This is a genomic window from Ureibacillus sp. 179-F W5.1 NHS (assembly GCF_045369345.1).
GTDB classification, from domain to species: domain Bacteria; phylum Bacillota; class Bacilli; order Bacillales_A; family Planococcaceae; genus Ureibacillus; species Ureibacillus halotolerans.
In genome coordinates this window covers 105,490-127,930 of the sequence record NZ_JBIQFG010000003.1, presented here as the reverse complement: position 1 = coordinate 127,930, position 22,441 = coordinate 105,490, and the positions used below count along the sequence as shown (strand labels likewise).

General features: G+C 36.4%; 21 protein-coding genes. 20 read left to right on the top strand and 1 reads right to left on the bottom strand.

What is annotated here, in order from left to right; translation table 11 throughout:
• Nucleotide 1: 1 nt before the first annotated feature.
• The 13 genes from smc to ACH0B5_RS02920 all read left to right on the top strand — a co-directional run bounded on the left by smc (nt 2) and on the right by ACH0B5_RS02920 (nt 13,058).
• Entirely contained in the window at nt 2-3,556 is a 3,555-nt protein-coding gene (gene smc / locus ACH0B5_RS02980) for a chromosome segregation protein SMC (RefSeq protein WP_122970328.1), read from the top strand.
• A gap of 19 nt (nt 3,557-3,575) precedes the next feature.
• Nucleotides 3,576-4,805, top strand: a complete 1,230-nt coding sequence (gene ftsY, locus ACH0B5_RS02975) for a signal recognition particle-docking protein FtsY (protein WP_122970329.1) — start codon at nt 3,576-3,578, stop codon at nt 4,803-4,805.
• 148 nt (nt 4,806-4,953) lie between these two features.
• The gene (locus ACH0B5_RS02970) at nt 4,954-6,147 is read left to right on the top strand and encodes an MFS transporter (RefSeq protein WP_122970330.1); all 1,194 of its coding nucleotides are present in this window, start codon (nt 4,954-4,956) and stop codon (nt 6,145-6,147) included.
• 108 nt (nt 6,148-6,255) lie between these two features.
• A complete protein-coding gene (locus tag ACH0B5_RS02965) occupies nt 6,256-6,591 on the top strand; it encodes a putative DNA-binding protein (RefSeq protein WP_122970331.1) in 336 nt (111 codons plus the stop codon).
• A 15-nt stretch (nt 6,592-6,606) separates the two neighbouring features.
• Entirely contained in the window at nt 6,607-7,965 is a 1,359-nt protein-coding gene (gene ffh, locus ACH0B5_RS02960) for a signal recognition particle protein (protein WP_122970332.1), read from the top strand.
• Between the two features lie 105 nt (nt 7,966-8,070).
• Nucleotides 8,071-8,343: a 30S ribosomal protein S16 gene (rpsP, locus tag ACH0B5_RS02955; RefSeq protein ID WP_122970333.1), complete on the top strand. Its 273-nt coding sequence runs from the start codon at nt 8,071-8,073 to the stop codon at nt 8,341-8,343.
• 14 nt (nt 8,344-8,357) lie between these two features.
• On the top strand, nt 8,358-8,591 hold the full coding sequence (locus ACH0B5_RS02950) for a KH domain-containing protein (protein WP_122970334.1): 234 nt from the start codon (nt 8,358-8,360) through the stop codon (nt 8,589-8,591).
• A 329-nt stretch (nt 8,592-8,920) separates the two neighbouring features.
• Nucleotides 8,921-9,439: a ribosome maturation factor RimM gene (gene rimM / locus ACH0B5_RS02945; RefSeq protein WP_122970335.1), complete on the top strand. Its 519-nt coding sequence runs from the start codon at nt 8,921-8,923 to the stop codon at nt 9,437-9,439.
• Complete coding sequence (trmD, locus tag ACH0B5_RS02940) at nt 9,439-10,167, top strand: tRNA (guanosine(37)-N1)-methyltransferase TrmD (RefSeq protein WP_122970498.1); 729 nt, start codon at nt 9,439-9,441, stop codon at nt 10,165-10,167. The genes rimM and trmD overlap by 1 nt, the downstream gene beginning before the upstream one ends.
• Nucleotides 10,168-10,302: 135 nt before the next feature.
• On the top strand, nt 10,303-10,647 hold the full coding sequence (gene rplS / locus ACH0B5_RS02935; RefSeq protein WP_036171707.1) for a 50S ribosomal protein L19: 345 nt from the start codon (nt 10,303-10,305) through the stop codon (nt 10,645-10,647).
• Between the two features lie 104 nt (nt 10,648-10,751).
• Nucleotides 10,752-11,315, top strand: coding sequence for a signal peptidase I (gene lepB, locus ACH0B5_RS02930; protein WP_122970336.1), 564 nt, complete (start codon nt 10,752-10,754; stop codon nt 11,313-11,315).
• Between the two features lie 96 nt (nt 11,316-11,411).
• Complete coding sequence (gene ylqF / locus ACH0B5_RS02925; RefSeq protein WP_122970337.1) at nt 11,412-12,290, top strand: ribosome biogenesis GTPase YlqF; 879 nt, start codon at nt 11,412-11,414, stop codon at nt 12,288-12,290.
• A 270-nt stretch (nt 12,291-12,560) separates the two neighbouring features.
• On the top strand, nt 12,561-13,058 hold the full coding sequence (locus ACH0B5_RS02920; protein WP_122970338.1) for a VanZ family protein: 498 nt from the start codon (nt 12,561-12,563) through the stop codon (nt 13,056-13,058).
• Nucleotides 13,059-13,196: 138 nt separating this feature from the next.
• Here the strand turns inward: ACH0B5_RS02920 and ACH0B5_RS02915 are convergent, their stop codons facing one another.
• Entirely contained in the window at nt 13,197-13,727 is a 531-nt protein-coding gene (locus ACH0B5_RS02915) for a PCYCGC motif-containing (lipo)protein (protein ID WP_406927368.1), read from the bottom strand.
• 176 nt (nt 13,728-13,903) lie between these two features.
• Here ACH0B5_RS02915 and ACH0B5_RS02910 point away from each other — a divergent pair, with 176 nt between their 5' ends.
• The 7 genes from ACH0B5_RS02910 to topA all read left to right on the top strand — a co-directional run bounded on the left by ACH0B5_RS02910 (nt 13,904) and on the right by topA (nt 22,434).
• Nucleotides 13,904-14,692 carry a ribonuclease HII gene (locus ACH0B5_RS02910; RefSeq protein WP_122970340.1) on the top strand — a complete coding sequence of 263 codons (789 nt, stop codon included), beginning with the start codon at nt 13,904-13,906 and terminating at the stop codon, nt 14,690-14,692.
• Nucleotides 14,689-16,587: a hypothetical protein gene (locus tag ACH0B5_RS02905; RefSeq protein WP_406927367.1), complete on the top strand. Its 1,899-nt coding sequence runs from the start codon at nt 14,689-14,691 to the stop codon at nt 16,585-16,587. Before ACH0B5_RS02910 ends, ACH0B5_RS02905 begins: the two co-directional genes overlap by 4 nt.
• Nucleotides 16,584-16,883 carry an EscU/YscU/HrcU family type III secretion system export apparatus switch protein gene (locus ACH0B5_RS02900; RefSeq protein WP_122970342.1) on the top strand — a complete coding sequence of 100 codons (300 nt, stop codon included), beginning with the start codon at nt 16,584-16,586 and terminating at the stop codon, nt 16,881-16,883. Before ACH0B5_RS02905 ends, ACH0B5_RS02900 begins: the two co-directional genes overlap by 4 nt.
• 164 nt (nt 16,884-17,047) lie before the next feature.
• Nucleotides 17,048-18,208: an ADP-forming succinate--CoA ligase subunit beta gene (sucC, locus tag ACH0B5_RS02895; RefSeq protein WP_406927366.1), complete on the top strand. Its 1,161-nt coding sequence runs from the start codon at nt 17,048-17,050 to the stop codon at nt 18,206-18,208.
• Nucleotides 18,209-18,226: 18 nt separating this feature from the next.
• Nucleotides 18,227-19,129 carry a succinate--CoA ligase subunit alpha gene (sucD, locus tag ACH0B5_RS02890; protein WP_122970344.1) on the top strand — a complete coding sequence of 301 codons (903 nt, stop codon included), beginning with the start codon at nt 18,227-18,229 and terminating at the stop codon, nt 19,127-19,129.
• A gap of 210 nt (nt 19,130-19,339) precedes the next feature.
• Entirely contained in the window at nt 19,340-20,227 is an 888-nt protein-coding gene (dprA, locus tag ACH0B5_RS02885) for a DNA-processing protein DprA (RefSeq protein WP_122970345.1), read from the top strand.
• A 128-nt stretch (nt 20,228-20,355) separates the two neighbouring features.
• Nucleotides 20,356-22,434, top strand: a complete 2,079-nt coding sequence (gene topA, locus ACH0B5_RS02880) for a type I DNA topoisomerase (RefSeq protein WP_122970346.1) — start codon at nt 20,356-20,358, stop codon at nt 22,432-22,434.
• Nucleotides 22,435-22,441 lie beyond the last annotated feature (7 nt).

The window sequence follows — 22,441 nt, the reverse complement described above, 5'->3', positions numbered from 1 at the left end:
TATGTTCCTTAAACGACTTGAAGTAATAGGCTTTAAATCGTTTGCTGATCGTATTGGTATTGATTTCGTACCAGGTGTTACAGCGGTTGTTGGTCCGAATGGAAGTGGCAAAAGTAATGTAACCGATGCCATTCGATGGGTATTAGGAGAACAATCGGCAAAAAGTTTACGTGGTGCGAAAATGGAAGATGTTATCTTTGCAGGTAGTCAATCAAGGAAACCACTCAATTTTGCTGAAGTAACCCTTGTATTAAATAATGAAGATGAGCAAGTAGCAACACCATATTCGGAAATTAGTGTAACGAGACGTGTGTATCGTTCAGGTGATAGCGAATATTTGCTGAACAATCAGCAATGTCGCCTGAAGGATATTACGGACTTGTTTATGGATTCGGGACTTGGGAAAGAAGCATTTTCGATTATTTCTCAAGGACGAGTCGATGAAATATTAAATAGCCGACCAGATGATCGAAGAACGATTTTTGAAGAAGCAGCAGGAGTTTTAAAATATAAAATTCGTAAGAAAAAAGCAGAACATAAATTAGTGGAAACCGATGAAAACTTACATCGGGTATTAGATATTCTCCATGAATTAGATGGTCGTCTTGAACCATTACAAATGCAAGCATCTGCTGCCAATGACTATGTACGGATGACGGAAGAATTAAGGGAGTCCGACATAGCTTTAACGGTCCACGATTTATTGAATAATGGGAAAGATTTAGAGCAAATCAATGAAGAACATAAACAATTACAATCGACGGAACAACAACATGCTTTAGAAATTGCTAATTACGAAGGGCAGATTGATGATATCCGTGGAAAATTAAAAGATATCGATACAGTTTTAGACAGTGCCCAAGAACAACTAGTGGAAGCTAGCTCAGAGGTAGAACGTTGGGAAGGTCGGAAAGCCCTCACAAAGGAAAAGCGATCCAATGTATTAAAACAACTATCCCAATTGGAACAAGCATTACAACAAGCTAAAAACGAAGAGAAAGAATTAGCAGTAAGTGAAGAAGAGAAAAAATTACAATTTGCTGAAAAGCAAAAGGAAGTCCAAAAGCTAAAAAGTGAAATTAAGCAATTAGAGTTAACGCTAAATTCTTCTGCAGTAGAAATTGAAAAAGAAATTGAACAATCAAAGGATAAATACATTGATTTATTGAATGAAGAAGCTACAGTTAAAAATGAATTAAAGCATATTGAACAGCAATTAACACAACAGCTGGAAACAGCTGAACGGATGAATGATCGTTCTGCAGAAATGGCTAAAAAACTAGAACAAGTAACTGCCCAAAGACAGGAGCTTCAATCCATCGTTCAAAATTTAGAGCACAAACTGAAAGAAAAGCTTGAACAATATGAAGTAATGCAACAAAAATTGAAGAGCACTTCATCATCCTTTGAAGAAAAGCAACAATTGTTATATCAAGCTTATCAACATCAGCAACAGTTAAAAGCAAGAAAAGAAACATTAGCAGAGCTTGAAGCAGACTTTTCTGGTTTCTTCCAAGGGGTTAAGGAAATTTTGTTAGCCCGTGAACGGGGAGAACTAAGCGGTATTGAAGGTGCTGTAGCAGAATTAGTTCATGTTGACGCAAAATATTCAAAAGCGATTGAAACAGCTTTAGGAGCAGCATCCCAACATATCGTCACAGAAACGGAGCAACATGCTCAAAAAGCGATCGGTTGGTTAAAAGCAAAACGAGCAGGAAGGGCAACTTTTTTACCGAAAACGGTAATGAAATCCCGTAAACTTCAGCATACGCAATATGCATCAGCACTTGATCATCCATCCTTCGTCAGTCTTGCTTATGAACTAGTCGAGTTCGATGAATCTAATCGCTCCATTGTAGAAAATCTACTTGGAAATGTAATTGTCGCCTCGAATCTAGAAGGGGCTAGTCAAATTGCAAGAAGTTGTGGCTTTAGATATAGAGTTGTAACCCTTGATGGGGATATTGTCAATGCTGGTGGTTCGTTAACTGGTGGTGCTTCCAAGCAGCAATCTTCATTGTTTACCCGAAAAGCTGAACTTGATCAATTAACAGTGAAGCTTGAACAAATGGAAAATTCCATTATGCAAGCAGAAAAATCTGTTTCAGTTGAAAAAGAGACGTTAACGGTTTTACGGGAAAAATTAGAAGAATTGAAGCTGGAAGGTGATGCCCTACGTAGCGAGGAAATCGAGCAAAAGGCAAAGTTACACGCAATTGAAGTGGAAGAAAGATCATTGAAGGCAACAGTAAATGTTGCTTCTTCAGAACAAACTTCTATGACGACTAGAAAATCGACACTTCTACAACAAAAAGAAGAGGCGATGGAGCGGCTTGAACAGCTGAAAACGGAACTGGAGGAAGTGAATCAAACCGTTGATCAACTTACCCAGTTAAAATCTCAAGTGGAAACAGAAAAGGATGTTCTTCGAGAAACGTCGGCCCAAAAACGTTCTGAACTTGCCGTTGTTCAAGAACAGTTAAGTCAGCTTCAAATTGCGACTGCTGAACTCGCCCTGCAACGTTCTAAAGCGAAGGAACAAGTAACTTCCATTACGCAAGAAATTCAATGGATTCAAAACGACGAGGTAAACGGTCCTTCTGAAGAGGAAATAGAAGCAACTGTTCAACAATGGTCGATTAAAAAGGATTTGTTAACAAAAGAAATCCAAAAAAATCGTGGATTACGTTTAGGGCATCAACAAACTTTATCTCGACTAGAAGAACAACTAAAAGAGCTGCAAAGACTTCATAAAGGTTACTTAGAAAGTTTACGAGCAGTTGAAGTAAAACGAAGTAGAGTAGAATTTGAAATCAATCGTTTACATACATTGTTGGAAGAACAGTATGAGCTTGATTTTGAAGAAGCTCAGCAACATGCAATTGAACTTGAAAACGTTGATCAAGTACGTCGAAAAGTAAAATTGTTAAAGCAATCAATCGAAGAATTAGGTCCGGTAAATTTAACAGCCATCGAAGAATATGAAAGAGTTTTAGAACGTCATACGTTTTTATCAGAACAACGTAATGATTTATTAGAAGCTCAAGAGACATTGCATGAAGCGATTCGAGAAATGGATGAGGAAATGTCTATTCGTTTTAGAGAGTCGTTCACAATGATTCAAACTCAATTTAGACACGTATTCCGAGAACTTTTTGGTGGTGGACAAGCAGATCTAGTATTATTGGATCCTGAAAATTTACTTGAAACTGGAATCGAAATCGTTGCACAACCACCAGGGAAAAAACTTCAAAATTTAAGTCTTTTATCCGGTGGGGAAAGGGCGTTAACGGCGATTGCGTTATTGTTCGCTATTTTAAACACTCGTCCAGTTCCATTTGTTATCCTCGATGAGGTTGAGGCAGCGCTGGATGAGGCAAATGTACAACGTTATAGTGAATATTTACGAAAATTAAGTAGTGATACACAATTTATCGTCATAACCCATCGGAAAGGGACGATGGAAGGGGCAGATGTATTGTATGGTATTACGATGCAAGAGTCCGGTGTATCAAAACTTGTTTCAGTAAAACTTGAAGAGGAAGCTGTATTGTAGGACAAAGGAGCGGAAGAAAATGAGCTTTTTTAAACGATTGAAGGAAAAACTTATTGGAAATACCGAAGAAGAAAAAGTTCAACAAGAGTTGGAAAATTCCGAGGTAGAAGTTAAATCCGATGATTCATCCCTGTTAATTGAAGAGGGTGAACAAATAAAATCGGTTGAAGAAATAGTAGATGAAGTAATCGAGGAAATTGAAGAGGCTGAAAACAAAGCTCAATCTGATACGAATCGTGAAAATGAACTCGAGCCTGTAGCGGAAGTAGTTGAGAAAAAACCTTCAGCATGGTCTATTACACAAAAATTTAAACAGGGACTTTCTAAAACTCGTGATACTTTTACATCTAAAGTAAACGATTTAGTTGCCCGTTACCGAAAAGTAGATGAAGACTTCTTCGAGGAATTAGAAGAAGTATTACTTCAAGCAGATGTTGGCTTCGATACAGTAATGGAATTAATGGATAAATTACGTTTCGAAGTACAACGTAAAAACATAAAAGATACAGAAGGTATTCAAGCGATTATTTCTGAGAAGCTTGTTGAAATTTACGAAGCAGGAGAGGAAGATATCGCAGAATTAAATTTACAACCGGATGGCGAATTAACCGTTATTTTATTTGTAGGGGTAAACGGTGTTGGTAAAACAACAACGATTGGTAAATTAGCCCATCGTTTAAAGTCCCAAGGGAAGTCGGTTATTCTTGCTGCAGGAGATACATTCCGTGCAGGTGCTATTGATCAGCTTCAAGTTTGGGGAGATCGAGTTGGTTGTGAAGTAATTAAACAATCAGAAGGGTCTGATCCAGCTGCAGTTATTTATGATGCAATTGGGGCTGCTAGAAAACGTGGAGCGGATGTATTAATTTGTGATACAGCGGGACGTTTACAAAACAAAGTTAATTTAATGAAAGAGCTGGAAAAAGTACATCGTGTTATTTCCCGAGAAATTCCGAATGCACCTCATGAAGTGTTATTAGCCCTTGATGCAACAACTGGACAAAATGCCCTTGTTCAAGCCCAAACATTTAAAGAAGCGACGAATGTAACGGGTATTGTATTAACGAAACTAGACGGGACAGCTAAGGGTGGTATCGTACTAGCGATTCGTAACAAACTTCATATCCCAGTTAAATTTGTTGGTCTAGGGGAAAAAATGGATGATCTTCAACCATTTGATGCAGAACGTTATGTTTACGGGTTATTTGCTGAAGGTTTAGAAAAAGAATTAGAGAAAATTGACGATTAAAAAATGAATTTACCTTGAGTGTAGATAAAGTGTTGTATTGCTTTATCTACACTTTTTATATTTACCCGAAATATTTTGTTTTAAGTAATGCTGATTGTTGACAGAAGATTTAGTATAATGTTGGGTGAAACGTAAGGGGGATTACAATATGAAGCGTCCAAAATTATGGACGAAAAATTTCGTTATGATATGGGGTATTAATTTTTTTACACATATTGTGTTTTATAGCTTGTTAGCTACTGTTACTCTACATGTGACTACCAATTTTGGAATGAGTCAAGGAGCAGCGGGATTAGCCGTTGGGATTTATGTTTTGACGGCGCTCATTGCACGTTTATTTGCAGGGAAAATCGTAGAAGTAGTTGGGAGTAAAAAAATTCTTGTTATTTCGGCAATCTTTTTCTTTATAGCGGTTTTAGCCCACCAATTCGCCTCATCCTTTTCCCTCCTCATGATCATTCGAGCAATGCATGGGTTTACCTTTGGCTTTTTAATGACAGCAGCTGGCGCGATTATGGCCGATGTAGTGCCGGATGAACGTCGTGGAGAAGGAACGGGCTATTATGCAACCGCAATGAACATTGCGATGGCGATTGGACCTTTTATCGGGATAATCATTATGAGAACGGCTACTTTTGAAATGTTGATATGGATTTTAGTTATAGTAGCCTTTTGTAATTTAATCGGTATATTTTTAACCGTTGCTACGCCAATACAACAAAAAGGGGATCAAAAGGTATCATTAACCTTTACATGGAATGATGTATTTGAGAAAAAAGCATTACCGATTGCCCTTTGTATTTTTACGTTAGCACTTGGTTACTCGAGTTTACTTTCTTTTTTATCCCTTTATACAGCCGATATTGGTTATGCATCAGTAGGAACATATTTTTTTGTTGTGTACGCGATTGCATTAGTTTTGACAAGACCAATTACTGGACGGTTATTTGACCGTTTAGGGGAAAATAAATTAACGTATCCAATGCTTACGATATTAGTAGTCGGTTTTTTTGTCCTCAGTCAAGCAAATAGTAGTTGGATGATTTTGCTATCTAGTGTCTTCATCGGAATTGGTTACGGGACAGTTCAATCCAATTATTTAGCTATTGCTATTAAGGAAGCTGATTCACACCGGAAAGCGACGGCAACTTCAACCTTTTTCATCTTTATGGATTTGGCAATTGGAGTAGGGCCATATATTTATGGGTTATTATTAGGGCAAATGAGTTATCGTTCGGTGTATAGTTTGACGGTAATTTGGATTTTACTTTCTATCGTTGTTTATTTTGTATTCCATGGTCGTAAAGCGAGTATTCGCCAACATCTACCGTTAGAAAACTAGCGAATAAATTCTACATAGAAAACCTTTTTGGACAAGGAAATTTCCTTGACAGTATATTTGAAAACATATATGATACAGTAGACAAATTATGATTGGAGAGATATTTTGATGCTTATTGAAAAAACAACACGCATGAACTTTCTCTTCGACTTTTATCAAGCATTATTAACAGATAAACAAAGAAGTTATATGGAACTTTATTATTTAGATGATCTTTCGTTAGGTGAAATTGCTGAAAGCTATAAAGTTTCCCGTCAAGCTGTATATGATAATATCCGTCGTACAGAGGCGATGCTTGAGGAATATGAAGATAAACTAAGATTATTTGAAAAATTTGGTGAACGTCAGCAAATCTTAGAGCAATTAACAATTGCAATAAAAGACGAAACGAAAACGGTTGAAGATCGTCTTACATTAATTAATCAACTAAAAGAAACGGATTAGGAGGCTAAACTAAACATGGCATTTGAAGGGTTAGCAGAACGACTCCAAGGAACAATCCAAAAGATTAAAGGTAAAGGTCTCGTTACCGAACAAGACGTTAAAGCGATGATGCGAGAAGTTCGACTTGCATTGATCGAGGCAGACGTTAACTTAAAGGTTGTTAAAGAGTTTGTTAAAAAAGTAAGTGAACGTGCAGTTGGCACTGAAGTGATGAAAAGCTTAACGCCAGGTCAACAAGTAATTAAAATCGTTCAAGATGAGTTAACATCATTAATGGGTGGCGAACAAAGCCCAATTAAATTTAATACAAAACCACCGACAGTTATTATGATGGTCGGTTTACAAGGTGCCGGTAAAACGACAACTACTGGTAAATTAGCGAACGTATTACGAAAAAAATATAATCGTAAACCTTTATTAGTAGCTGCGGATATTTATCGACCAGCTGCCATACAACAACTTCAAACATTAGGGAAGCAACTTTCCATTCCTGTATTTGCCTTGGGCGATCAAGTTTCCCCTGTGGAGATTGCACGCCAAGCGATAGAGCAAGCAAAAGAGGAACACCATGATGTTGTCATTATCGATACGGCCGGTCGTTTGCATATTGATGAAGAACTAATGGATGAATTGAAAAATATTAAAGCGTTAAAAGAGCCTGATGAAGTATTTTTAGTTGTTGATGCGATGACTGGGCAAGACGCCGTTAACGTAGCCCAAAGTTTTAACGAAACAATTGGAATTACAGGCGTTGTTTTAACGAAGCTTGATGGTGATACGCGCGGTGGTGCTGCGCTATCTATTCGTGCTGTAACAGAAAAACCGATTAAATTCGTCGGTATGGGTGAAAAAATGGATGCCCTTGAACCATTCCATCCAGAACGAATGGCTTCTCGTATATTAGGGATGGGTGACGTTCTTTCATTAATTGAAAAAGCACAAGCAAATGTTGATATGGAAAAGGCGAAGGAATTGGAAGAGAAATTCATGAACCAAAGCTTTACCTTTGATGACTTTGTTGAGCAGCTTCAAGCAGTGAAAAAAATGGGGCCCCTTGATGAAATTTTGAAAATGTTACCAGGTGCCAATAAAATTAAAGGTCTTGATAACGTTAAAGTAGATGAAAAACAAATGGGACGAATTGAAGCAATCATTTATTCCATGACATCTGCAGAGAAAAAACATCCTGATATTATCAATGCAAGCCGTAAAAAACGGATTGCGCAAGGGTCAGGTACTTCGATTCAAGAAGTGAACCGTTTACTGAAGCAATTTGAAGATATGAAAAAAATGATGAAACAAATGACAGGAATGTCCCAAGGAAAAGGGAAGAAAAAGATGAAATTACCTGGTTTAGATTCATTATTTAAGTAAAAAGTTGAAGGTTTTTTTTACTGTTAAGAAAAAACACTTTACAAACTACAGAAACATTGATAATATACTATCTTGTGTGAAACTTATTCGGAGGTGCAAGAAAAAATGGCAGTTAAAATTCGTTTAAAACGTATGGGAGCTAAAAAATCTCCTTTCTATCGTATCGTAGTAGCTGACTCTCGTTCACCACGTGACGGACGTCAAATTGAAACAGTTGGTACTTACAACCCACTTACTTCACCAGCTACATTAAACATCGATGAAGAGAAAGCTCTTAAATGGTTAGCTAATGGAGCAAAACCATCTGATACTGTACGTAACCTGTTCTCAGAACAAGGTATTATGGAAAAATTCCACAACCAAAAATTCAGTAAATAATCGGAGGTGGCGTCATGCAGAAGCTGATTGAAACAATCGTAAAACCGTTAGTCGATTATCCGGAGGAAGTTCGTATTGAGACGGATGAGAATTCGAGTCGAATTGTTTATAAACTTTTTGTCCATCCACAAGACAGAGGGAAAGTCATAGGCAAGCAAGGTCGTGTTGCAAAGGCAATTCGTACAATTGTTTATTCAGCTGCAGGCAGTCACCATAAGAAAAAGACTTACGTCGATATATTGGATTAAAAGAAAAGCGAAGGTGGCTTGATGAGCTATGAAGGTGCTTGAAGATTTGATTCTAGCATGCGACTCGCATAGGTTAGTTCATACTGAAGTGACCGTAACAGCTAACCACCAAAGCTGGACATAAAATAGGAGGGAGCCTAGGCTATCCCTTCTTTTTTATTACTCTTTTTAGTATGATAAAGTCGATAGAGTGAAGGATATAAATATAGAAAAATAATCGACTACATGTAAATACTTCAGTTTTGGCAGTTCCCTTTAAGTAAGAAATGTGAGCGGATTAGGGGACAGTTATTCTGAAGTAGAACGGATTGAAGGGTGGAATAATGACTATGGAATGGTTTAATGTAGGTAGAATCGTGAATACACATGGAATTCGTGGTGAAGTTCGGGTTCTTTCTTCTACAGATTTTGAAGAAGTTCGGTTTGCCCCAGGGAGTAAACTGGCGGTATTCAAAAAAGATGAAAATAAACCAACGTGGGTTACGGTAGAAAGCTCTCGTCGCCATAAAAACTTTATATTATTAATGTTTAAAGGTTACGATAACATTAATCTTGTAGAGCCATTTAAAGAAGGTCTTCTAAAAGTAACGAAAGATCAACTTGCGGATGACGAATTAGAGGAAAATGAATATTACTACTTTGAAATCATGGACTGTGAAGTGTTCTCTGAAGAGGGAGAAAAAATCGGAACGGTTTCAGATATTTTACAAACTGGTGCCAATGATGTATGGGAGATTAAAGCACCAAACGGGAAAAAACATTATATTCCGTACATTGAGGATATTGTAAAAGAAATAGATGTAGATGAGAAAAAGATTACGATTCACGTTATGGAAGGGCTTTTATGATGAATATACATGTTTTAAGTTTATTCCCAGAGATGTTTACAGGTGTTTTCGGTTCATCTATTTTGAAAAAAGCTCAAGAAAAAGAAGCTGTAACATTATCCGTATCGGATATTCGTGAATTTAGTAATAATAAACATAAACAAGTCGATGATTATCCTTACGGTGGAGGAGCGGGGATGGTATTAAAACCGGAACCAATGTTTCAAGCGGTAGAGACGATTACAGAAGGCCGTAAACCGCGAATTATCCTCATGTGCCCTCAAGGTGAACGATTTACTCAAAAGAAGGCAGAAGAGCTTGCTAAAGAGGAAGAACTTGTTTTCTTATGTGGGCATTATGAAGGGTATGATGAACGAATACGACAACATCTTGTTACAGATGAAATTTCCATCGGTGATTTTGTTTTAACGGGTGGAGAATTACCTGCGATGACGGTTATTGATGCTGTTGTAAGACTACTGCCTGGCGTTTTAGGACAAGAAGATTCCCATATCCATGACTCCTTTTCCACGGGGTTACTTGAACACCCTCACTATACACGTCCAGCAGAGTTTAGAGGGATGAAAGTGCCTGACGTTTTATTATCTGGTAATCATGCAAACATTGAAAAATGGCGACAAGAACAGTCATTAAAACGTACGTTTGAAAGACGTCCTGACTTACTAGAACAAATGGAATTAACAAAGGACCAACAAGCTTTTATTGAAGCTTTAAAGAACCAAAAATAATTTATATATTACTTGCATAAATCAATAGTTTTATGGTAATATTCAATCTGTGCTTCTTTTATGAAGTGCTGAATTACGGTGTTCCGCTGTGGCCAAAGAGGACTGCAAGAGCATCTGTCTAAGGAGAGAAAAACAATGTCAAATATTATTGCAGAAATTACAAAAGAACAACTTCGTTCTGATCTACCAACTTTCCGTCCTGGTGACACTGTACGTGTACACGTGAAAGTAGTAGAGGGTACTCGTGAACGTATCCAAGTTTTCGAAGGTGTTGTTATTAAACGTCGTGGTGGCGGAATTAGCGAAACTTTCACAGTTCGTAAAATTTCTTACGGTGTTGGTGTTGAACGTACATTCCCTGTACACACTCCAAAAATCGCTAAATTAGAAGTTATCCGTCGTGGTAAAGTACGTCGTGCTAAACTTTACTACCTACGTAACCTACGTGGTAAAGCAGCTCGTATTAAAGAAATTCGATAATCACTTTTTAAGAAAGGGGGCTTGTTTGCAAGCTCCCTTTTCTTTTTGCTTGTCATAGATCATCCATTTACAATAAAATAGTGTTAGATGGGGGGATTTCTCTCGTGGAGAAAACAAAAAAAGAAAAAAATGAACTTTGGGAATGGATTAAAGCACTCGTTATTGCCTTTGGAATAGCTCTTATTATTCGCTATGTATTCTTTACACCAATTGTCGTTGATGGTGAATCCATGATGCCTACATTAAAAAATGGTGACCGAATGATTGTAAACAAAATTGGTTATAAAATCGGGGAACCGGATCGATTTGATATTGTAGTATTCCATGCACCAGAAGGTAAGGATTACATTAAACGGGTAATTGGACTTCCAGGGGATCATATCGAATATAAAGACGATCAGCTCTATATTAATGGAGAACCAATTGATGAGCCTTATTTAGACGAGTATAAATCCCAAATAACTGAGGGTACACTAACACAAGACTTCACTTTAGAAGAAATTGATCCAAATTTAGAAGTTGTGCCAGAAGGATACGTATTTGTCATGGGGGATAATCGTCGTTATAGTAAAGATAGCCGCCATATTGGGGTTGTTAGTCAAGATGAAATTATCGGAGATACAAGTATCGTATTTTGGCCATTAAGCGAAATGAAAATTGTAGATTAATTTTTCGATTGAAGGAGGTTCTATGCAATCTCCTTTTCTTTTTGATACATAAGAAAAAAGTAGTAAACATCAAGATTACATAAGGAGGAAAACAACATGACGATTCAATGGTTTCCAGGACATATGGCGAAAGCTAGACGTGAAGTTCAAGAAAAACTAAAGCTTGTTGATATTATTTTTGAACTAATCGATGCCCGATTACCTCTTTCTTCGAGAAATCCGATGATTGACGAGGTGATTAATCAAAAACCTCGACTTCTCATTTTAAATAAGGCTGATATGGCCGATGAAACGGAAACGCATAAATGGGTTCAGTATTTTGCAAATAAAGGTCATATGGCTGTTGCTATCAATTCATTAGATGGAAAAGGGCTGCAAAAGGTGACAAAAGCTGCTCAAGAAATTTTAGCTGATAAATGGGCACGCATGAAAGCAAAAGGAATGAAGCCTAGAGCAATCCGAGCAATGATTGTAGGCATCCCTAACGTCGGTAAATCAACATTAATTAACCGTTTAGCAAAGAAAAATATTGCAAAAACAGGAAATACACCTGGGGTAACGAAGTCCCAACAATGGATTAAAGTAGGAAAAGAGTTAGAGTTGCTAGATACGCCAGGAATTTTATGGCCGAAATTTGAAGATCAAGAGGTAGGGTTAAAACTTGCTTTAACAGGTGCCATTAAAGATACGATTATCAATATGGAAGATTTAGCAGTGTACGGATTACGCTTTTTATCGATCCATTATCCGAAACGAATGGAAGAACGTTATGGAATTACCTTTGTTCATGAAAATTTAGTTGAAACCTTTGATCATATTGGAAAACGAAGAAATGTATTTGGTCCAGGTGGAGAAATCGACTATGACCAAGTGGCAGAAATTATCGTTCGTGATATACGCAATCAACATTTTGGCAAATTAAGCTTTGATATCGTTGATGAACAATTAGAAAAGGAAGCAGTAGCTGAAAGTTAAAAGCTATTACAATTGAACTTTGTGTAAACGAAGAGCTATCCCTTTTAATGGAAAAATGAGGGATAGTTCTTTTTTAAGCAATGTTGGTATCGTTCATTATTTGACTTAGTTCCAATTTTCAGACCAAATCAACCGTTAAGATGAGAATATAAAGCTATCTGTTTTCTAAGGATACGACCAATGATAAACTATAGTTATCAAAATTTCCCGAATGATTAGTTTTTCCTTAGTTAGATAGTTAAAGAGAAATTGGGTCGGAAAGGAGGATACATGCAAAAAGTAATTAAAATAGCACTAAGCATTAGCTTTATTATCTATCTACTAGCATTGGTTGTTACTTTGTTTTTAGGGACAAGGAGAGGTTATGTATATACAGATTTTTCGCTGTTTGAATATATAAAAAAATCATCTAATATTGTTCCCTTCAAAACAATAAATACATATATCATGGCTATATTTGATGGAAGTATGAATATGGATATACCTATAAAAAATCTTTTTGGTAATTTAATTTTGTTTTTACCTATGGGAATTTATCTTCCATATTTTATAAGAAAAGTAAACATAATAAGTGGGTTTTCTATTTTTATGTTTTTACTGTTATTTGTTATTGAATTCATACAATTAGTTACAAGAAGAGGAAGTTTTGATATTGATGATGTCATTTTAAATATGCTCGGTGCTTTTATAGGTTATAGTATTTGGAAGGTTGTTGAAAGATACTTAAGTAGAACTAATAAGTATTCTTCAATTAACAGTGTCCATTAATTTGGTTTTTGTAAATAAAATACTTTAAAAGGGAACTCCCAAATAACGGGGTTCCCTTTTTGTTTTAAAATCAATAGCGTGGTTTAAGTAGTGCTATCTAAGCTATTATTGGGTAATAGATGCTAAAAGAAAAAATGATTATGCAGGCATGTCCGTAGAAGTAGGCGTTGCGTAACCTTGTTCATATGTCGCATCAATTGCATTTCGTATCTCTTTTAAAGACTTTCCTTGTTGATGCATTTGGACAGATGCTACTGCAATTTCTAAACAGACTTGGCAACGAGTGCCGTGGTCATCCCATACAACGGATCCATCATCCCGTTTTTCTGCAATGAAGCAATTTAAATTATTGCGATGACCTGCACTTTCCCCGCACCCACAATAACAAGGAATCCATTCTAATATATCGGTAGCTTGTCCTGCTACTTCATAAACAAGTCGAATATCTTCCGGTTGGGAGTTTAAAAAAGAAGGTAATTGTTTCACAGAATCAGTCACTTCTTGAAGGTCCCCAGAAAGATGGTTGTGGCTAGTTGTTGAATCGTTCTCTAGATGTTGATCAGTATGTTCAGCTGTATGTTCTTCCGTATGTTGTTCATCTTTTGTAGCATTTCCACAAGCGGATAAAAGAAGGAGAATGCTAGCAAAAAGAGGAAATATTTTTTTCATATTATCGTCTCCTCCATTCAATCCATTTCATTATAATCTCACTAAGTATGAAAGAACAATGACAACTATGTTAAATTAATAATGGGTAAGTATAAATACATATTGAATCGAACTCTTGTATGTTTATAAAAGATGCCGATATAAAAAATAGATTTATTTAGGGAAGTGTAATACATATGACAAAAACAGTGAAAGAGATTACGGAAGCTTTACAAGCTGCGAAAGTTTATGCCAGCTGGATGAAGGATATCGAAAAGGATGAGCGGGCTGGAGTTCAAAAAGCTTGGAAACAATGGGTTAGTCGTAGGGAAAAGGAGAAGAAAAAGCGAGAAGAGCACGAGAAAAAAATACAGTTTGATCGTTCCTTTTTGTCTTCGGATCAACAGTTGTTAGTAGGTCTAGATGAAGCAGGAAGGGGGCCGTTAGCAGGACCAGTCGTTACCGCTGCGGTCATTCTTCCAAAGGATTGTGAACCTTTTTTAGGAATCAATGATTCGAAACAACTTTCAAAAAAAGTAAGGGAGGAATTTGCTCAAATTATTAAAGGGCATGCCCTTGCCTATTCGATTCATTTTCAAAGTGCCCAAGTCATTGATGAAATCAATATATACGAAGCAACAAAACAATCGATGAAAAAATGTGTGGAAAGTTTAACAATTCGTCCAGACTTTTGTATTGTAGATGCCCTTGTTTTGCCAATCGATATCCCTCAACAATCAATTATTAAAGGGGATGCCAAAAGTTTATCGATTGCAGCAGCTTCAATATTAGCTAAAAATGCTCGGGATGAATATATGGAAAAGCTTCATCTTCAATATCCCGCATATGGCTTTGATCAAAATGCAGGATATGGAACGAAACAACATCTTGAAGCCCTTAAGCAATATGGGCCGATAAAAGAACACCGGAAAAGTTTTGAACCAATTAAATCGATGATGGAAAGTAAGGAGAGGTTACCGATATGACATTCACCTCGTTTAGTCCGATACAAATCCAACAAACGAATCGTACACAACAACAGCCCCTCGTATTGAAACAAGGACAAGTTTTTCATGGAACGATTAAGAAATTATATCCAGATCAAATGGCAGAGGTACAAATTGGGCAAACGAAATTTTTTGCCAAGCTTGAAACCCCTTTAAAAGCTGGAGATTCGCATTTTTTTCAAGTAACGGGGATGAACCCTCAAGCAGAGTTAAAAGTAGTTTCAGGTCCAATTCAGCAATCTCAAACGGTAGCCCAGCAAGTGAATCAATTACTTGAAATGATGAACTTGCCAAAAACGGCTGAAATGCAACAATTAGTTGCCCATTTTTTAAGAAATCAACTACCGTTATCAAAAGAACAATTGATACAAGCGGAAAATTGGTTAAATAATCTACCTGCAAATACTTCAAAACAAGAGGGGTTACAAGCTATACAAAAAATGGTGGAAATGAAAATGCCCTTTACAAACGAAATATTTAAAGGATTTCTTTTTGGTAGTAAAACGACTGGGATGTCCAATGCCATTTTAAATTTCACTACCTTAGTAATGGAAAATCAGACCATTCCAAGTTCAGTAAAATCCCAATTAATGCAACAATTACAAACAATTTCAAAACCTTTTAGTTTAGAAACTGGAGGTGTTGTATTATCAAAAGCTATTCAAACTTTAGTAACTGATGCCAATTCTATTCAAAAGACTCAATTAGTCAATTTTTTAAAAGCGGCGGAAATTTTCCCTAAAAATGCAACGATAGAAAATTGGATATCAGAAAGCTTTCAGCAAATTAAAACGTTAGCGGATTATTCCAATCAATCTTCTGCAAGTCAACTCATCCACAATGTGGTAAATGCTAAACCAAATGAAATGTCTCAAATGGTAAAAGAAGTTGAATCATGGATTTCGAATCAAAATCAATTGCAAAGCACCCAAAAAATTGAGTTACAACATTTAATATCCCGTTTTGAAACCCTCCCTTTAAATAAAGGGACAGTTGAATGGTTTGCACAACAACTTCACAAACAATTGATTATAGCTTTTTCTGAAAATACAATGCCTATTTTTTCAAAAGAACAAAATAGTATCACGATAAAAGATCAACTTTTATCCTTATTGAAACCGGAAATGATAAATACTTCATCTCCGTTGTTAAACTTAGTTAAAATCATGAATGAATCGTCTCAACCCGTATTACAAAATATGCTTCTTCAAGCAGAAGCAGAGGTTCAAAAAGCGATTGATAGTAAGGCAATAGAACAAGCTCTTAAAATGATTTTAAAAGGTTTAGGGATGAGTTATGAAGCATCTTTCAATAGTAAAGTTCAAGATTTTCAAGAAGCAGTACAATCATTAAAACCACAATTGTTAACGATTATAAACGATTCGCAAACCTCTCAAGCTTTAAAAGATGCTGCTGACAATATTGTTTCAAGATTAAATGGGATGCAACTACTTTCAGGGGAAAATGGACATCAACATCAACTTATTATGCAAATTCCCCTTCATTTTTTAGGAAAACAAACGGAAGCAACTATCCAGTGGAATGGTCGCATGAAGGAAAATGGAAAAATTGATGCTAATTACGCAAGAATTTTATTTTATTTAAATATGGATGCAATAAAGGAAACGGTTGTTGACATGCAAGTGCAAAATCGTATCATCACACTACATTTATATAATGATCATCCTCAATTAGAGCAATTAGCGGAGCCATTAAAAGAAATGTTAAAAACAGGACTTTTAGAAAAAAATTATCATCTTTCAGGAATATTTATTAAACCTTTTGAAAAAACAGTTTCCCGCTTAGTTTCAGCTAATACGATTGAAAAGAGCAAGGAAGCTAAAAGTCAAAATGGAGTCGATATTCGGATATGAGGGAAAAAAAGTTTGTTCGAAAAGAGGCTATTGCCCTTTCTTATAATCCTGAAGGAAAACAAAGTCCAAAAGTTATTGCAAAAGGGAAAGGGAAGATAGCAGATAATATTTTAGAAAAAGCATCTTCCCATAATGTTCCTATTTATGAGGATAAAAATCTTGTCGAACTATTAGGAAATCTAGATTTAAACGAATCAATACCGGAAGAATTATACGAAGCAGTTGCTGAAGTATTTGCTTTCATTTATAGACTTGATCGCAACTATCAAGAGAATAATGATAAAAAATTGTTATAAAAAAATAGAAAATATAGATAGACTGATAGCGATAAAATAGATAATATTGTAATAAAATAACTAATATCATACAAATAATACTAATATAGACTTTATCAGAATATTTGTATAGAATGGTTATGGTTAACAAAATTATTTCCACAAGATTGATGGGAGGATGTATCATGAATATCCATGAGTATCAAGGGAAGGAAATCCTTAGAAAATATGGAGTAGCTGTTCCAAATGGAAAAGTTGCCTTTTCACCCGAAGAAGCAGTAAAAGTGGCGAAAGAGCTCGGTTCAAATGTAATCGTTGTCAAAGCCCAAATTCATGCTGGGGGTCGAGGTAAAGCAGGGGGTGTCAAAATCGCGAAGAACTTAGAAGAAGTTCGTACTTACGCGAAAGAGTTACTAGGGAAAATTTTAGTTACTCATCAAACGGGTCTGGAAGGTAAAGAAGTAAAACGACTTTACATTGAAGAAGGATCAGATATTAAAAAAGAATATTACTTAAGTTTTGTTTTAGATAGAGCAACTTCACGAGTTACTTTAATGGGCTCAGAAGAAGGCGGTATGGATATTGAGGAGGTAGCTGAAGCTTCACCAGAAAAAATTTTCAAAGAAGTGATCGACCCTGTTACAGGATTACTTCCATTCCAAGCTCGACGAATGGCGTTTAATATGAATATACCAGCAAAGCTTGTGAATAAAGCGGCAAAATTAATGTTAGGACTTTATGAAGCCTTTGTTGAAAAAGATGCATCCATTCTAGAAATTAATCCATTGGTCGTAACTGGTAATGAAGAAGTCGTAGCGCTAGATGCTAAATTCAATTTCGATGCAAATGCATTATATCGCCATAAAGATATTGTTGAACTACGAGATTATGATGAAGAAGATCCAAAAGAAATCGAAGCATCAAAATACGATCTAAGTTATATTCCGTTAGATGGCAATATCGGTTGTATGGTAAATGGTGCAGGCCTTGCAATGGCTACAATGGATACGATTAGTTACTACGGTGGGAAACCTGCAAACTTCCTTGACGTTGGCGGCGGTGCAACAACAGAAAAAGTAACGGAAGCATTTAAAATTATTTTATCGGATCCAAACGTAAAAGGTATTTTTGTTAACATTTTCGGCGGCATTATGAAGTGCGATGTAATCGCAGAAGGGGTTATCACTGCTGCTAAACAACTAGGTTTGAAAGTACCTTTAGTTGTACGTTTAGAAGGAACGAATGTGGATTTAGGAAAAGAATTATTAAATGCATCTGGTTTAAATATAGTGGCGGCAGATTCAATGGCTGATGGCGCTGAAAAAATTGTGGAACTCGTAGGTTAAGGAAGGCAGGGAGAATACATGAGTGTTTATATTAATGCAGACACAAAAGTAATTGTTCAAGGTATTACAGGGGAAACAGCTCTTTTCCATACGAAACAAATGTTAGAATACGGCACGAAAATTGTAGCTGGTGTAACTCCTGGTAAAGGAGGACAAGAAATCGAAGGAGTACCGGTTTTTAATACAGTACAAGAGGCTGTTCAAGAAACTGGCGCTAATGTATCGGTTATTTATGTACCAGCACCTTTTGCGGCAGATGCGATTATGGAAGCAGTAGATGCGGAATTAGACTTAACGATTTGTATTACGGAACATATTCCGGTATTGGATATGGTGAAGGTAAAACGCTATATGGAAGGCAAGAAAACACGCCTAGTTGGTCCGAACTGTCCTGGGGTGATTACCGCTGATGAATGCAAAATAGGAATTATGCCTGGCTATATTCATACAAAAGGTCATGTCGGCGTCGTTTCCCGTTCCGGAACATTAACATATGAAGCTGTACATCAATTAACGCAAGCGGGTATCGGTCAATCAACAGCTGTTGGAATAGGCGGTGACCCGGTTAATGGTACAAACTTTATCGATGTATTAAGTGAATTTAATAATGACCCTGAAACGTATGCAGTCGTAATGATTGGTGAAATCGGTGGTACTGCAGAAGAAGAAGCGGCAGAATGGATTAAAGCAAACATGACAAAACCGGTTGTTGGCTTTATTGGTGGACAAACTGCCCCTCCTGGCAAACGAATGGGACACGCAGGTGCGATTATTTCAGGTGGTAAAGGAACAGCGAAGGAAAAAATTAAGGCAATGAATAATGCCAGTATTGAAGTCGCTGCAACACCATCTGTAATTGGTGAGACTTTAATAAAAGTGTTAAAAGAAAAAGGCCTATACGACAAATGTAAAACCAATTAAAATACAAGGTGTAGCGTCCTCACGCTACACCTTTCTATTTTGCGGTCACGTTTTTTAAGAATAGCCTTCCCTCATAAATAGCCGAATTTCTATCTTATTAATTAGGAATGGGGCTATTTGGACTTCTTCAAAGTAGTATATTTCCCTGCATCTTCAGCTCAACTTTTTGAAACCTACTACTTATGGAATATGGATAAAAGGAGTGATTAAGTGGAGTATTCACAAGAACTACTTTCTCTCCATTATGTTTATCCTCTCACTTTAAACAAATTCCAAAAATTAGCGAAAACTCTCGGTTCTATACGAAATATCGGCAAACTCCATCCGACAGAATTAGCGGAGATATTAATCATTTCGACAAATTCTGCAGAAAAGCTATTAACACGTTATCACAGGGTAGTAAAAAAGAATTTAAAAAATGTCTACGATTCTGCTAATATAAAAATTATTCCTTATTACAGTAAATATTATCCAAGTAATTTATTACAATTAACAGACCCTCCAACCATTTTATATGCAAAGGGAGACGTTTCATTGTTAACCCAACCATTTAAGATTGCTATTATTGGTTCTAGAAAAGCGACAAATTATTCCTCTTTAGCAATGAATTGTATTATCCCGCCATTAGTTGAACAAAATATTGTCATTGTTAGTGGGCTGGCAAAAGGGGCGGATAGTTTAGCTCATTCTACTACGATCAAATATGGTGGTAAAACAATTGGAATACTTGGACACGGTTTTTCCCACCTTTATCCGAAAGAAAATAAAAAACTTGCAGAACAAATGGAAGGAAATCATTTGCTTATAACAGAATATCCTCCTTATGTTGGGGTTCAGAAATGGCATTTTCCGATGAGAAATCGTATTATTAGCGGTATTAGTAATGCAATTGTTGTAACAGAAGCGTCCCTTAAAAGTGGAACATTAATTACAACCGAGCACGCCTTAGAACATGGGAAGGATATATTTGTTGTACCTGGACCCATTGATTCTGAGCAGTCGAAGGGTACCAATAGTTTGTTACGAGAAGGAGCAATTCCGATTTGGAACGGCCAACAAATTATAGAGGAGTTAAAATTGTTTTTAGGTAAATATTGAAAAAAAGTTGCATTCTTAGAAAAACTGTTATACATTTTGCAACAGGTATTATTTTTGAGGAATAAACATTCTGCGTTTAAAACGCATTCAATATGAACAATTTACCTCTACAAGGGGGAAGTATATAGATGGCAGATTATTTAGTGATTGTAGAATCACCAGCAAAAGCAAAAACAATCGAAAGATATTTAGGGAAAAAATATACAGTAAAAGCATCGATCGGTCATGTTATTGATTTACCAAAAAGTCAAACAGGCATCGATACGGAAAATAATTATAAACCGAAATATATTACCATTCGCGGTAAAGGTCCTGTGCTACAGGAATTAAAATCAGCTGCAAAAAAAGCTAAAAAAGTGTATCTCGCAGCCGATCCAGACCGCGAAGGGGAAGCAATTGCGTGGCACTTAGCATCAGCTTTAAATATTGATATGGATTCAGAATGTCGTGTCGTATTTAATGAAATAACAAAGGACGCCATTCTTGATTCCTTTAAACATCCTCGGGCGATTAACATGGATTTAGTGGATGCCCAACAAGCAAGACGTATTTTAGATCGTCTTGTTGGTTATAACATTAGTCCAATTCTTTGGAAAAAAGTTAAAAAAGGATTGTCGGCAGGACGAGTTCAATCCGTAGCCCTTCGACTGATTATTGATCGAGAAGAGGAAATCAAAAATTTCGTTCCGGAAGAATATTGGACAATTGAAGGGAATTTCGAAAAAGGCAAAAAACAGTTTGACGCATTATATTTCGGAAATGGCAAAGAAAAAGTAAAACTTTCCAATGAAGAACAAGTAAAAGCTGTTTTAAGTAGTTTGAAAAATGACGAATTCCAAGTAGCAAATGTCGTGAAAAAGGAACGTAAACGTAATGCGGCGCCTGCTTTCACAACGTCCTCTCTACAACAAGAGGCTGCAAGGAAATTAAATTTCCGTGCTAAGAAAACGATGATGCTAGCACAACAACTATATGAAGGTATCGATATAGGCAAAAAAGAAGGTACGGTCGGGTTAATTACATATATGCGAACTGACTCAACTCGGATATCCGACAGTGCGAAAGCGGAAGCAACGAACTATATTAACGAGAAGTATGGGAAAGACTATATTGCCTCCGAACAAAAACAAGGAAAAAAATCAACGAATGCTCAAGATGCCCATGAAGCCATTCGACCGACAAGTGTGATGAGATCCCCGGAGCAATTAAAAGAAGTGTTAAGTCGAGATCAATTACGACTTTATCGTCTAATTTGGGAACGTTTTATCGCTAGTCAAATGGCTCCAGCTATTTTAGACACTGTTTCGGTTGATTTAGTAAATGGTGATGTTCAATTCCGTGCAAATGGTTCCTATGTAAAATTCCCTGGTTTTATGAAGCTATATATTGAAGGAACAGATGACCAATCGGAAGAAACAACAAAATTGTTGCCTGAAATGGAAGTTGGCGATACGGTAAAATCGTTAGAAATTGAACCGAAACAACATTTCACACAGCCGCCACCTCGTTTTACAGAGGCTCGTCTTGTAAAAGAGTTGGAAGAACTAGGAATCGGTCGTCCGTCGACCTATGCACCTACGTTGGATGTTATTCAAAAACGGGGCTATGTTCAGTTAGATGCAAAACGATTTGTCCCAACGGAACTTGGTGAAATTGTTCATCAGTTTATGGTAGAATTCTTCCCTGAAATTATTAATATCGAGTTTACTGCCAAAATGGAAGAAGATCTCGATAAAATTGAAGAAGGGCAAATCAACTGGGTAAAAATTATTGATGATTTTTATAAAGAATTTGAAAAACATTTAAAACATGCCGATGAGGTAATGGAAAAAATTGAAATAAAAGATGAACCAGCTGGTGAAGATTGTGAAAACTGTGGTTCACCAATGGTTTATAAATTAGGTAGATATGGTAAGTTTATGGCTTGTTCTAATTTCCCTGAATGTCGCAATACAAAGGCGATTATGAAACCAATTGGCGTAAAATGTCCAAATTGTGAAACGGGAGAAATCGTAGAGCGTAAAAGTAAAACGAAACGAATATTCTACGGATGCAACACTTATCCAGAGTGTGATTTTGTCTCATGGGATAAGCCAATTAGTAGACCTTGTCCAAAATGTAGTGCATTATTAGTAGAGAAAAAAATTAAAAAAGGTATTCAAATTCATTGTACAAATTGTGACTATGAAGAAGCACCGACACAATGATAGAAAG